Below are 13,296 nucleotides of genomic sequence, written 5' to 3'. Positions count from 1 at the left end.
TAATGAATCTAATAATTTAGTAAATACTGTACCATTACCATCCAAATCAACTTCAAAATTAAATTTTTCTTAATTGATAATTAATTTTATATTTTTCTTTATAATTTATATGATACGATGTAATCATATAAGTAAAAGAAACAGGTGTATATTATATGTTAACTGCTGGTATCGTTGGTTTACCTAATGTAGGTAAATCAACATTATTTAAAGCCATTACCAATTCACAAGTATTAATTGAAAACTATCCTTTTGCTACTATAAAACCAAATATTGGTAGCGTTCCAGTCAATGATTCAAGAATTTTAAATTTAATAAAAATCTTTAATCCACAAAAAGTTGTACCAACCATTTTAGAATTACATGATATTGCCGGACTTGTCAAAGGTGCTAGTAAAGGTGAAGGATTAGGTAATCAATTTCTTGCTAATATTAGAACAGTTGATGCAATATGCGAAGTTATTCGTTGTTTTGATGATATTAATGTTAGTCATGTTGAAAATAAAATTGATCCAATTAATGATTTTGAAATTATTGAATTGGAATTAATGTTAGCTGATCAAGAAGTAATAAGTAAACGAAAAGAAAAAGTTCGTAAAAAATCGCAAATAACTAGAGATAAACAAGGTATTGCTGAGGTAGCTTTATTAGAGAAAATTAATAATGAATTAAACAATGGTATTGCTATTCGTAATCAAAAGTTAAGTTCAGAAGAATTACTAATGATTAAATCTTATAATTTTTTAACTGCTAAACCAATAATTGTTATTGCTAATATTAATGAAAAAGATTTAATAACTAAAACCAATAAATATGTTGAACAATTACAACAATATACGAGCAAAAAAAATATTACTGTAATTGTTGTTTGTGCTAAGACAGAATGTGAACTTTCTGAATTAGAAGCAGAAGAAAAAAAAGAAATGTTTAAAGAGTTAAATATTTTTGAATCAGGAATTGATCAAATTGTATTAGCAACTTATAAACTATTAAATTTAGGTACTTATTTTACTGTTGGACCCAAAGAAGTTCATGCTTGAACTTTTATTAAGGGGATGAAAGCACCAGAGTGTGCTGGTATCATTCATACAGATTTCATGAAAGGTTTTATTAGACTTAAAGTTTATAATTATCAAGATATAGAATTATTGGGTAGTGAAAAAAATGTTCAGGAAAAGGGAAAAATGAGAGTTGAAGGTAAAAATTATATAGTTGAAGATGGTGATATTTGTCATTTCCTTTTTAATGTTTAGTTTTAAGATAATATTAATTATAAAAAGGTTATAGTTTTGTTATAATTAATTTGAAAATATACTAGCAAGAAAGGAAAAAATTATTATGTTAAAAAGTAATTTACAAAATCCTGATTCTGACATTCAAGAAAACAATTATGTTCCAAATAAAAAAACTAAAAAGTTTGATGTTCTTAATAAAATAAAAGTTTCAAGAGCTTTACTTTTTTGATCACCAATTGTGCAAATTATTGGTAGTATTGCTTTTTTAATACTATTAATAGTTAATGCATTTGTTGGGCAAAAAATGGGGTTTGAATTTAGTAAACTGCAATTAGCTTTATCATTATCATATGTTGGAATTGCAATTTTAGTCAGTATTATTTGTTTTATGATACCAGCAAAGAAACTTAAAAAGAAATCTTCATTTAGAATTACTGCTATTTCAACATTAATATTATCAACATTAATGTTAAGCGGTAGTCTAGTTTTTTGATCAATACCAGTATTACTATTTTTTTCATTAATATCATTAATTGTATGAATATGTGAAGTAATAGCAGCGATTATTTTAATTTTAGTAGTTGAAGAATTGCCTAATGAAAAATAAAGTAGGTGAAAATAATGAAAATTAAAGATTTAGATAATCTTAAAAACAAAGAAACATGTTTTATTCCATATGAACAAAAGACTAAAAATGCATATTTTGTTTATTTGGCAATATCAATAGTTCTTTTTTTATCAGTTTTTATTTTTTCATTATTTGCTGCTATTAATGTATCAAAATATAAATTATATAATGTAAAACTTACTTATTTTAATTATCCTATTTTGAATTTATTTTATGCACCAATTGTTTGCTTAATTGCAATTACTGTAAGTATGATTTTATTAATATTTGCTCCTAGAGTAAGTATTGTCTCTTCAAAATATAGCAGTAGAATGTTTTATACTGCTTTTTGATTATTAATTCTTAGTGTAATGTTAAGTTCAGAAGTACAATTAACTTATATTTCACAATCTGGAATATTATATAATGAAAATTATCATTGAATTAATCCAATTATTGCAAGAATATTTATTATTTTTAGTCTTTTTTTAATTTTGATTACACAACTATTTTTTTGAATTATGCGTAGAAAGTTTACATTTATGAACTCAGATTATGAAATTTATACTACTAGAAGTATGGAAAAAAAACAAAGACGAATTAGAAAACAAGAATTAAAAAAAATTAAAAAACAAGAAAAGGGATTTAGTAAAAAAACTTTGAATATTAAATAAGGGGGGGCAGATTTATGAGAATTCGTAATTGGTGGTTTATTAGTTTTTATTTATTATTAAGCACATTTATTATTTATGAATTATTTTTTTTAATTGCTTTGTCAAAAAATATAGCTTTAAAAGATTTATATTATTATGGTTTTGAAATTGCAGAATCTTCACCAAGTTTTAATCCTTCAAGTTATACTGCAATTTATTATTTACCAGTAATAGGTTTAGTTGTAAGCAGTTTCGGTTTGATTAGTTGTATTTTTACGGCAAGAGTTTTTCTTGAAAAATCTCCTCGTTTTAAATTTGTATTTTTAGTTGTAAACTTTATAATTTTTGTTATTGGATTTTTGATAAGTTTTTCTGGTCAATTGCTTTATTGTGAATGAAGTAATGATAGTGCACAAATAATACCTAATAGAGGAGAAACAATTGAAGTACCAAGCTTTTATTATAGAAATTGAGTTTCTTCAACTATTGTTTGATCAATTTTTGGTTTTTATTTTGCATTACTTGTTGCAGCAGTTATTTTATTACTTAAATTAAATTTAATTAATGTTCAAACATATCACTTTTATCGTCAACGTATTGAAGCAGCAATTGATTTTGAACCAGAATTAAAACAACCATTACCAAGTTCTAATGAATTTGATCCAAATGATACACAGACTATTACAATTTTTCTTGATGAAGAAGTAAATGAAAAATTACAATCTAAAACTAATCGTAAAAAAATAATGAAATCCTCTAAAAATAATAATAAAAAATTAAATTCTAAAAAAAGACTAATAAAGTAGAAAAAAAGTTAATAAGATTAAAAAATCTTAAAATTAATAAAGATGGTGAAAATATGAAAATTCGTGTACGATATGCACCTAGTCCTACTGGGTATTTACATATTGGTGGTGCTAGAACAGCATTATTTAATTATTTATTTGCAAAAAATAACAAAGGAGATTTTATAGTTAGAATTGAAGATACTGATTTAGAACGTAATATTGAAGATGGAATTAGTTCACAATTAGATAATTTACGTTGAATGGGAATAATTCCTGATGAAACTATTGATTTACCAGGTAAATATGGTCCTTATAAACAAACTGAACGTTTAAATATATATATTCAACATGCATTAATACTAATAAAAGAAAAAAAAGCATATTATTGTTTTTGTACACCTCAATATCTAGAAGAAATGCGTAAGAAACAAGCAGATAAAAATATTTTAGCTTTCCAATATGATGGAACATGTTCAAAATTAGAGCAGTCTGTAATTGAAGAAAATTTACAAAATAAAATTTCATATGCTATTAGAGTTAAAATTCCCACTAATAAAAGTTATAAAATTAAAGATTTAGTTCGTGGTAATGTTGAATTTAATTCAGTAGACTTAGGAGATTATATTATTATTAAATCAAATGGAGTGGCTACTTATAATTTTGCTGTTGTTATTGATGATCATTTAATGGAAATAAGTCATGTTTTTCGTGGTGAAGAACATTTGTCAAATACACCAAAACAATTAGTTATTTATGAATATTTTAATTGGAAAATGCCAATTTTTGCCCACTTAACATTAATTGTTAATAATAAACGTAAAAAATTATCAAAACGTGATGGTAGCATTATCCAATTTATTCATCAATATCGTAAAGAAGGATATTTGCCAGAAGCAATTTTTAATTTTATTGCTTTATTAGGATGAAGTTCGCATGAAGAAAAAGAAATTTATACTAAAGAACAATTAATTAAATTATTTACCCCAAAATATTTAAGTAAAGCACCAAGTATGTTTGATCCAGAAAAATTAGTGTGAATGAATAATTATTATATTAAAAGATTAAATGTTGAACAATACTTAGCTTTAGTAACACCTTTTATTAAAGAAAAATATAATTGAAATAGCAAAACTATTGAATGATGAAAAGAAGTATTATTAATTTATCAATCACAGTTAGAATATGGTAGTCAAATTAATGAATTGGTAAGTTTATTTTTTAAAAATAATTTTAAGGTAGATATAGAAGCAAAGACTTTTTTGAATGATAATGAATGTAACTTAGTTTGTACAGCATTTATTAAAAAGATTATTGATTGTAAAAATTGAACTAGTGATAATATTAAAAACATTATTAATGAAGTTAAAAAAGAAACTAATGTTAACGGTAAATTATTATTTATGCCAATTAGAATTATTACAACAGGACAAATGCATGGACCTGATTTAGTTAGCACCATTAAACTATTAGGTTATGATACCATTATTAATAATGTGAAATTAAATTTTAAATATTAAAGAAAAATAATTATTATTATTTATATAGAAAATATAATATTTACTTTTGTTATAAATAAAAATTATAAAATTGTTCTTTTTACTCAAAATAATTACTAAAATAGAAGAAAAATTTTATATTATGTTACTATTAAAATAAAAAATTAATAATACCTAAAATTTATAAGATATTAATGAGAGGTTAAAATTTATGTCAAGCAATAATTATAAAGTAACTTTTATTCGTGACGCTATACACAAAAATATTAATATCAGCGAACCCGTTATTCAGGCGTTAATATCTTGTAAAGAATTTCAAAGATTAAGATGAATTAATCAACTTGGTGGTGTGCAAATTGCTTTTCCTAATGCAACTCATACTAGATATGTTCATAGTATCGGTGTTTACCATATATTAAATCGTGTTCTTAGTGAAGTTGAAGGCTCTTCTTTATTAACTAAAGAGGAAAAAACAAACATTAAAATTGCTGGTTTATTACATGATTTAGGCCACGGTCCTTTTTCACATACTTTTGAAAAAATCATAAACCTTAATGTTAATAAAAAAGAAAATTTTACTCATGAAGATTATACTTGTGCTATTATTAATGATAATAGTACTGAAATTAACATGATTTTAAAACAATTTAATATTAATATTAATGCTATTATTGGTATCCTTAAGAAGGATTATAAAAATTATCCTAAATATCAAATTCAATTGGTATCATCACAATTAGATTGTGATCGTATTGATTATTTAATGCGTGATGGATATTTTACAGGAGTTGGTTATGGAAGTATTGATATTGATTGAATTATTACGAATATGATAATTGATATTAAAAAGGGTTTAGTTTTTTTATACAAGGCAATTTCTGCTATTGAAAATTATTTAATCACAAGGTTCCATATGTATTCTCAAGTTTATTATCATAAAAGTGGAATCCTTTTTGATCTTAATTTACAAAAATTATTTTCAAGAATAACTGAATTATATTTTGATAAAACTTATTCATTTAAAGTCAATATTCATGATTTTATTGCTATTTTTGAGGGAAAAAGCGTTGAAATACAAACATATTTAAATTGAACAGATGCTACTTTAATTAAGTTAATGCAAGATATTATTAATTTTGAAAAAGATAATGAGTTAGTAAAAATATCAAAAGTAATTTTATTTTGTTTTAACTGAGAAAATGAATTGTTGTTATTAAGAAGTCAAAATAACACTAATGTTATTGGGGTTAAACAAGATTTAAAAAATGTACTTTATTATTTTAAAAAAGATCCAATTATTATTAAAACAAAAAACGAAGAGTATATTACTTTAGAAAAAATCTCACAAATTTTGCAAGATCCAATTAAAGCACCAAATACAATTTATTTTTTAAAAAAGAAATAGAAATTTAAAAGTATTATAAAATGAGGTAATTATGAAAATTTTAAAATCAATTAATAAAGTTTTTGAGTATCCAAATATTTTAGATTTAACGCCAGGAGATTTTTACTTAAATTCACATGAGTATCATTTAGCAACGCAAGAAGTAATAGTGATATTGGGTGTATTAATTAATAAAGAAAAGATTGAAAATGCTATTAAAACTTTAAATTTTACTTGAATAAATTTTAAAGAAAAAGTAATTGTTTATTTTTCTATTTTTGCCTATCTTATAATAGGTAATAAATATAATGATTTAAAATCAGTTAAAATAAATCAAATTAAATTTAAAGATAATACGTTAAAAATTAAATTTAAAGAAACATTACTTACAATGATTAATAAGTTTCCAAGAACTTTGCATTTAACTAATGTTTTGGGTAATGATAATGATCGCGCTAATATGTATGCAGTTAACGCTATTTTAAATATTAAAAAAGGGATTGGATATGATAATTTTCATATTACTCTTTTTTCAGTATATCAATCGTTAGAATTAAAACTAAAGCATTGTTTAAGAAAATATATTCAAGTTGAACCTTCAGCTAGTAAGAAAAAATTTAATTTTCATAATTTAATACGATTGATTAAATTAATTAGTACTACAAGAGTTGAAAGTGAGGAAATGAGTAAAATATTATTAAACTTAAGAGAACGTTTGCGTTATTTTGAACAAATTAATCCTGGCGGTCAAGCAGCAAGATATGAAGCTGAGATAAATCATAATTATTTTCATAATTTAAATTCGTATATAATTAATGAACAAGAATTACTAAGTAATTTTGTCAAGGCTTTAAGTTTATTACAAGAATTATATTTAAAATTAATAGAATTATATAAAGATGATAATACTAAAGTTAAAATGCAAAAAAAAATTGATTTAGAATTAGTTAAAGTTTCAGGAATTAAGATCGAAGATGATCCAAAAAAAATTAATGATAAATTAAGAAATGTGCTTGATAATCAAATTTTTGGTAACTATCAAGAATTAATTGATTTAAATTACAATGATGTTGCTATTTTGGAATTTTTAATCAGAATTGGATTTATACAGTATGTTAATGATACAATTGAACAACTTTTATAAAAAAGTATTTATTTTTATTTTTTTATATGGTATAAATTAAATTTATGAGTATAATATTTTAGATATTGAAAGGGGTCTGAACTGTGGACAGTTATGTTATTAATGAACTCACTACTATTATTCTTGATGCAGTAGCATTTGCAAATTATGAAATAGAATTGAATCAGGTTGTTATTGAAATTAATAAAAATAATGACTTAGGTGATTATTCTACATCAATAGCAATGATATTAGCAAAAAAATATAAACAAAAACCATTAGACATTGCTGAAATTATAGTTAAAAATATTCATCAGAAACACCCATTAATTAAAAAAATTGATTATATTACTCCTGGTTTTATTAATATTAATATTAATGTTGAAGTATTTAGTTTGTTATTAATGAAAATTATTAATGAGAAATCATTATATGGTCAATCTAATAAAAAAAATATTACTTATAATATTGAATTTATTAGTGCTAATCCAACCGGACTTTTACATTTAGGACATGCAAGAAATGCGGCTATTGGTGATAGTTTAGCTAATATATTAGAACATAGAGGATATAATATAGTTAGAGAATACTATATTAATGATGCTGGTAATCAAATTAATGTTTTGGCCAATTCAATTTTCATAAATTATCAAAATCTTTGTGGCAATGCTGTTGAATTACCAAAAGAAAGTTATCGTGGTTCTGAAATTTTAACTGCTGCACAATCATTTTTGAAATTAAATGGTAATAAATTTGCAAATAAACCTTTTGATGAAACTTCTTCTTTAATTTTTAAAGAATTTGGTATTAATTATATGATTTCAGAAATTAAAAAAGATTTAAAAAAATTTAAAGTTAAAATTAATATTTGATTTTCTGAATCATTTTTATATAAAGAAAATATTATTTCTAATTTAATCAAACAATTTGAAATGCAAGGCAATACTTATCAACTTGATGGTGCTATTTTTTTAAAAACTACTTTATTTGAAGATGATAAAGATCGTGTAATTGTTAAGAAAGACAAAACTTATACATATATGCTTCCTGACTTAGCTTATCATCATATTAAATTTCAACGTAGTGATGTGTTAATTAATATTTGAGGAGCAGATCATTATGGCTATATTCCACGAATTAAAGCAGGATTATATATGCTTAATAATGATGCCACTAAACTTGATATTTTATGTATGCAAATGGTAAAGGTTATTGATAATGGTAAAGAACAAAAAATGTCAAAAAGAGCAGGAACATCAATAACTTTAAGACATATGATAGATTTAATTGGAAAGGATGCTTTACGTTATTTTTTAGTATCAAGATCAGTTGAATCACATCTTGATATTGATTTAGCACTTGCTAAACAACAATCTAACGAAAATCCTGTTTATTATGCTCAATATGTTCATGCGCGTATAAATCAAATTATAGAGAATTATCCAAAATTTGAAATTGCAAATAGTATTAATTTATTAACAGAACAAAAGGAAAAAGAATTATTGATTACATTAGATGAATATATAATTATTTTGCAAAAAATTGAAAAACAGCATCAGCCACATTTGCTTACAAATTATATTCAAAAATTAGCTAAATTATTTCATTCTTATTATAATAAACATAAAGTTATTAGTGAAGATCAACAATTAACAACTCAACGATTAACATTAGTTTTAGCAATAAAACAAATAATGGCCAATGCTTTAAATTTAATTGGTGTGGATGCGCCTAAAAAGATGTAAAAAATATATTTTTTATTATTTATAATATACAATTTAGAAGGTGATTAAGAAATGCAAAACAAACAAACATTAGTAGAAGTAGCATATAGTTTTTTATGCAAAAAGAAAAAAAGTAGTTTTAATGAAATTTGAACACATGTTAAAAAACAATGTAATATTTCTAAAGAAATTGAAGAAAAAATTGCTGGTGAACTTTATACTGGAATTATTTTAAATACCAATTTTTTCTTAAAAAATGATAAACTTTGATATCCACGTAATGAAGTTTCATTAGAAGAAATTAAAGAACATATGACAAGAGTAGAAATTCCAAATAATACAAAAGAAGAAATTGATAGTACTGAAACAGTTACAGATAATGATGAAACTATAGATTTAAGTGAAGACGTAGAAGAAGAAAATGATGATTTAGATACCATTATTATTCAACCATTAGAAGATAGTTATGATGATGAATAATAATGATATTATTAATTAATATTTAGGAGAAAACTAATGAATTCAAAGTATATATTTATTACTGGTGGTGTTGTATCATCTTTAGGTAAAGGGATTACAGCAGCATCGCTTGGGCGTATATTAAAGCAAAAAAATATTAAGATTTTTATGCAAAAATTTGACCCTTATATTAATGTTGACCCAGGTACTATGAGTCCTTATCAACATGGTGAAGTATATGTAACTAGTGATGGTGCTGAAACTGATTTAGATTTAGGTCATTATGAACGTTTTATTGATGAAAATCTTACTAAAGACTCCAATATTACTGCTGGAAAAGTATACCAAACTGTTTTAAAAAAGGAACGTGATGGTTTTTATGAAGGGAAAACTGTACAAGTTGTACCTCATGTTACTGATGAAATTAAAAAACATATTTTTAATTCCGCAATTAATAGTAAGGCTGATGTTATTATTACCGAAATTGGTGGAACAGTTGGTGATATTGAATCATTAGCTTTTATTGAAGCCATTAGACAAGTTAAAAACGAAAAAGGTCATGAAAATGTTATTGTTATTCATACTACATTAATTCCTTATTTACATTCGGTTGGTGAATTTAAAACGAAACCCAGTCAACATTCAGTAAAAGAAATATTATCATTAGGTATTCAACCTGATATTTTGGTTTGTCGTAGTGAAACTATGCCACCTGATCATATTTTTGATAAATTATCTTTATTTTGTAATATTAAACGCAGTTATGTTTTAGCAATTCCTGATTGTGATAATATTTATAAAGTGCCATTATCTTTAGAAAAACAAAAAATTGATGAAGTAGTTTCAGAATTATTAAAATTAAATAAAACTAAACCAGATATGTCAGAATGACATGCAATTGTTAAAAAGTTAGATAATATTAATCAAGAAGTTACTGTTGGTATTGTGGCAAAATATTCGAATTTAAGTGATGCTTACTTATCAGTAATTGAATCATTGAAAATTGCAGGTTATAGTCTTAATACTAAAGTTAATTATAAAATTATTAACGCTGAAAGTTTAGATAGTAAAAACATTAATTCTATGCTTTCTCCTTTCCAAGCAATAATTGTTCCTGGTGGCTTTGGTAATCGTGGTGTTGAAGGCAAAATCAATGCAATTAATTATACTCGAGTTAATAAAGTTCCTTTCTTAGGATTATGTTTAGGTATGCAGTTAGCTTGTATTGAATATGCTCGTAATGTATGTAATTTACAAGATGCTAATTCTACTGAATTTAATGAAAAAACTAAAAATCCTATTTTTGATTTATTACGTGGCAAAAATAAAAATGATCAAATCGGGGGAACTTTAAGATTGGGTAATTATCCAACCACTTTAATTAGTGATTCATTAGCAAAATCTCTTTATAAACAAACTATTATTATTGAACGTCATCGTCATCGTTATGAATTTAATAATAGTTATAAAACATTACTTGCAAAAAATGGATTAATTTTTAGTGGTATATATAATAAAGAAGATTTGGTAGAAGTGATTGAGTTGCCAAAAGAAGTACATCCATTCTTTATTGCAAGTCAGTTTCATCCTGAGTTCACATCAAGAATTAATAAACCAAATCCTTTATTTTTAGGATTAATTAAAAGTATTATTAAAAAATAATGATAAAGTAAGAAAATTTAATTTTAAAATTGTTATAATTTTTATGAATTGTATATTCTCAAAATATATATGCAACTAGATTTTTTATGAAAATATATAATATAAGGTTATAATATTTTAAGAAAGAAGGAAAAGAAATGAATAAATTTGTTAGTGCAAAAAATATGATTGATAAAGCAAAAGCAGGTAAATATGCCGTTGCTCACTTTAATATTAATAATTTAGAATGAACAAGATCTATTCTTGAAGTTGCACAAGAAACTAAATCATCTGTTATTTTAGGTGTTTCAGAAGGTGCTGTTAAATACATGGGTGGATTTAACACAGTTGCTAGTATGACTTTAGCGTTATTGAATGATTTAAATATTACTATTCCAGTGGCATTACATTTAGATCATGGTCAATCAGTAGATTCTTGTAAGAAAGCATTAGATGCTGGTTTTAGTTCTGTTATGTTTGATGGTTCTCATTTAGATTTTAATGAAAATATAAAAGGTACCAAAGAAGTAGTTGCTTATGCTAAGAAAAAAAATGCATCTGTTGAAGCAGAAGCAGGTACTATTGGTGGTGAAGAAGATGGAGTTATTGGTAGTGGTGAGATTGCTAGTGAGGAAGATTGTAAATCATTAGCAGCTTTAGGAATTGACTTTTTAGCAGCCGGAATAAATAATATTCATGGAAAGTATCCTAAAAATTGAGATGGTTTAAATTTTGATGTATTAAAAAATTTATCAGTAGCTTCAAATAAGCCAATGGTATTACATGGTGGTTCTGGAATTCCAAAAGATCAGGTTAAAAAAGCTATTAATTTAGGAATTAGTAAAATTAATGTTAATACTGAATTACAAGAAGTGTTCGCCGCAGCTATTGAAAAATATGTTACGGAAGGAAAACTTAATGAAGATAAAGGGTTTGATCCTAGAAAAATTTTTAAGCCAGGAATGGAAGCAATTAAACTTAAAGCTAAAGAATTATTAACAGAATTTGGTTCATTAGGAAAATCTTAAAAAAATGGTCATATTATTATTAATATGACCATTTTTTTAAGATTTTCCTTAAATTAAGATAAATTTCAAATATGAAAATTACTTTTATTATCAATAACTTGTGATATTTTTTCATTACTTAAAATATCAATTATTACTTCGGCTTTAATAGCAACTTTCGCGTCTAACATATGACCACCAATTACGTTAAAATTATCATCACCAAAAGTAGTATGACAATGAATAATTGGTTTATTTTTATCTTTTTCATCTCAAATGATTGTTCCAATTGTTGATAACAATTCATATTGTTCAAGAAAAGTTTTTTTTACATAATCAGTACTTTTTTTAGGAATATAGCCTAAAGTGACATTAGTAATAGCACCAATCATTTGGAATTGTGCCATTCCTATGTTTTCTTTAATAGCAAATTGCTCTAAAGTTTTAATAATCATTTCATCTTTTTCAATAATTAATGCATACTTATTTCCGATCATTTTTTTAATTTTCATAATAAGAATCTCACCTTTCTTTTAGCAGTATTTTAACATATTTATTAATAGCAATAATGATTAAATTTGATTATTATAGGAAAAAAATATTTTTCTTTTTGTAGTAAAAATTATTTTAAAAAGAAAATATATTAATTTTAAAATTAATAGGTATAATAAAACTAATATTTAACTAAGGAAGTGATAAAGTTGAAAACTAATGGTTTAGTAATTGCTATTGGTAATGATCATACCGCTTATGAATTTAAACAACCAATTATTAAATTTTTACATACAGAAGGCTATCAAATTTTAGATTTAGGAACAAATAGCAGTGAGCCTGTTGATTATCCTAATTTTGGTTTTAATGTTGCTAATGCTATTGTTAGTAAAAAAGCAGATTTTGGTATTGTAATTTGTGGTACTGGTATTGGTATTAGCATTGCTACCAATCGTATTAATGGTGTTCGTTGTGCTCTTTGCTATGAAGAAGAAACAGTAAGATTGGCAAGGCTTCATAATGACGCTAATGTTTTAGCACTAGGTGCTAGAATTATTTCTGATTATAAAGCAGTAGAACTTGTGAAATTATTTTTAAATACTAAAACAAGTGATGAAAAAAGACATCAATTAAGAGTTGCAAAACTAAAATAATTTTACTATTAAATTATTAAAGAGAGGATGTTTA

At 24.1% G+C, this 13,296-nt stretch carries 13 protein-coding genes; 12 read left to right on the top strand and 1 reads right to left on the bottom strand.

All coding sequences use genetic code 4. The features are described 5' to 3' along the window. Nucleotides 1-155 precede the first annotated feature (155 nt). The 11 genes from ychF (at nucleotide 156) to fba (ending at nucleotide 12,138) form a co-directional block, all read left to right on the top strand. On the top strand, nucleotides 156-1,253 hold the full coding sequence (gene ychF, locus AAHH39_RS11475; protein ID WP_342218173.1) for a redox-regulated ATPase YchF: 1,098 nt from the start codon (nucleotides 156-158) through the stop codon (nucleotides 1,251-1,253). An 85-nt stretch (nucleotides 1,254-1,338) separates the two neighbouring features. Continuing rightward, complete coding sequence (locus AAHH39_RS11470) at nucleotides 1,339-1,842, top strand: hypothetical protein (protein ID WP_252319777.1); 504 nt, start codon at nucleotides 1,339-1,341, stop codon at nucleotides 1,840-1,842. 14 nt (nucleotides 1,843-1,856) lie between these two features. Beyond that, complete coding sequence (locus AAHH39_RS11465) at nucleotides 1,857-2,516, top strand: hypothetical protein (RefSeq protein ID WP_342218172.1); 660 nt, start codon at nucleotides 1,857-1,859, stop codon at nucleotides 2,514-2,516. A 359-nt stretch (nucleotides 2,517-2,875) separates the two neighbouring features. After that, entirely contained in the window at nucleotides 2,876-3,301 is a 426-nt protein-coding gene (locus tag AAHH39_RS11460) for a hypothetical protein (RefSeq protein ID WP_342218171.1), read from the top strand. A gap of 53 nt (nucleotides 3,302-3,354) precedes the next feature. Next, nucleotides 3,355-4,800, top strand: coding sequence for a glutamate--tRNA ligase (gene gltX / locus AAHH39_RS11455; protein WP_342218170.1), 1,446 nt, complete (start codon nucleotides 3,355-3,357; stop codon nucleotides 4,798-4,800). A gap of 190 nt (nucleotides 4,801-4,990) precedes the next feature. Continuing rightward, nucleotides 4,991-6,184, top strand: coding sequence for an HD domain-containing protein (locus AAHH39_RS11450; protein WP_342218169.1), 1,194 nt, complete (start codon nucleotides 4,991-4,993; stop codon nucleotides 6,182-6,184). Between the two features lie 31 nt (nucleotides 6,185-6,215). Further along, nucleotides 6,216-7,307: a hypothetical protein gene (locus tag AAHH39_RS11445; RefSeq protein ID WP_342218168.1), complete on the top strand. Its 1,092-nt coding sequence runs from the start codon at nucleotides 6,216-6,218 to the stop codon at nucleotides 7,305-7,307. An 83-nt stretch (nucleotides 7,308-7,390) separates the two neighbouring features. Beyond that, the gene (gene argS, locus AAHH39_RS11440) at nucleotides 7,391-9,031 is read left to right on the top strand and encodes an arginine--tRNA ligase (protein WP_342218167.1); all 1,641 of its coding nucleotides are present in this window, start codon (nucleotides 7,391-7,393) and stop codon (nucleotides 9,029-9,031) included. Between the two features lie 51 nt (nucleotides 9,032-9,082). After that, on the top strand, nucleotides 9,083-9,490 hold the full coding sequence (gene rpoE / locus AAHH39_RS11435; RefSeq protein WP_342218166.1) for a DNA-directed RNA polymerase subunit delta: 408 nt from the start codon (nucleotides 9,083-9,085) through the stop codon (nucleotides 9,488-9,490). A gap of 36 nt (nucleotides 9,491-9,526) precedes the next feature. After that, the gene (locus AAHH39_RS11430) at nucleotides 9,527-11,131 is read left to right on the top strand and encodes a CTP synthase (protein ID WP_342218165.1); all 1,605 of its coding nucleotides are present in this window, start codon (nucleotides 9,527-9,529) and stop codon (nucleotides 11,129-11,131) included. 137 nt (nucleotides 11,132-11,268) lie between these two features. Next, entirely contained in the window at nucleotides 11,269-12,138 is an 870-nt protein-coding gene (gene fba, locus AAHH39_RS11425; RefSeq protein ID WP_342218163.1) for a class II fructose-1,6-bisphosphate aldolase, read from the top strand. Between the two features lie 53 nt (nucleotides 12,139-12,191). On the opposite strand, the gene AAHH39_RS11420 is transcribed toward fba, so the two are convergent. Next, a complete protein-coding gene (locus AAHH39_RS11420) occupies nucleotides 12,192-12,629 on the bottom strand; it encodes a PPC domain-containing DNA-binding protein (RefSeq protein ID WP_342218162.1) in 438 nt (145 codons plus the stop codon). 204 nt (nucleotides 12,630-12,833) lie between these two features. On the opposite strand from AAHH39_RS11420, the gene rpiB reads away from it, so the two are divergent. Then, nucleotides 12,834-13,262, top strand: coding sequence for a ribose 5-phosphate isomerase B (gene rpiB / locus AAHH39_RS11415; RefSeq protein ID WP_174480264.1), 429 nt, complete (start codon nucleotides 12,834-12,836; stop codon nucleotides 13,260-13,262). The last annotated feature ends 34 nt before the right edge of the window (nucleotides 13,263-13,296 follow it).

The organism is Spiroplasma endosymbiont of Amphimallon solstitiale (assembly GCF_964030965.1).
In the GTDB taxonomy this organism is placed as follows: domain Bacteria; phylum Bacillota_I; class Bacilli_A; order Mycoplasmatales; family VBWQ01; genus Spiroplasma_E.
The sequence above is the reverse complement of the archived record's forward strand: the minus strand, read 5'-3'. Positions and strand labels throughout refer to the sequence as shown.